Origin of the sequence: Citrobacter sp. wls710 (genome assembly GCF_005281115.1) — a bacterium.
In the GTDB taxonomy this organism is placed as follows: domain Bacteria; phylum Pseudomonadota; class Gammaproteobacteria; order Enterobacterales; family Enterobacteriaceae; genus Citrobacter; species Citrobacter werkmanii.
The window spans coordinates 1-300 of sequence record NZ_SZXD01000017.1 but is presented as its reverse complement, the minus strand read 5'-3'; the positions used below and the strand labels follow the sequence as shown (position 1 = coordinate 300).

The window sequence follows — 300 nt, the reverse complement described above, 5'->3', positions numbered from 1 at the left end:
GCATCCGCGACAACCGCTGGGGAACCACCACTTACCGCTATGACACTAACGACCAGATAACCCTTGCCGAAGGCGGCACACGGCAGCTCCCCCGGCAGGAACATTTCGGCTACGACGTCAACCTGAACATCCGCCACCACGGTCAGACCCGCAACCTTCCGGACGCCCTCATGCAGTTTACGGCGCAGGAACAGGAACATGGCCGCGTCACAAAACGGGGCGACAGCCGCTTCCGCTATGATGAAGGCGGCAGACTGGTCGAAAAAACCGTTCTGTCTGACGGCTTCCGGCCACAGCGGT

At 61.0% G+C, this 300-nt stretch carries 1 protein-coding gene; it reads right to left on the bottom strand.

The window, feature by feature from the left end; genetic code table 11:
• On the bottom strand, positions 1-300 hold a 300-nt coding region (locus tag FDX14_RS25140; protein WP_170973576.1), incomplete at both ends, for a hypothetical protein.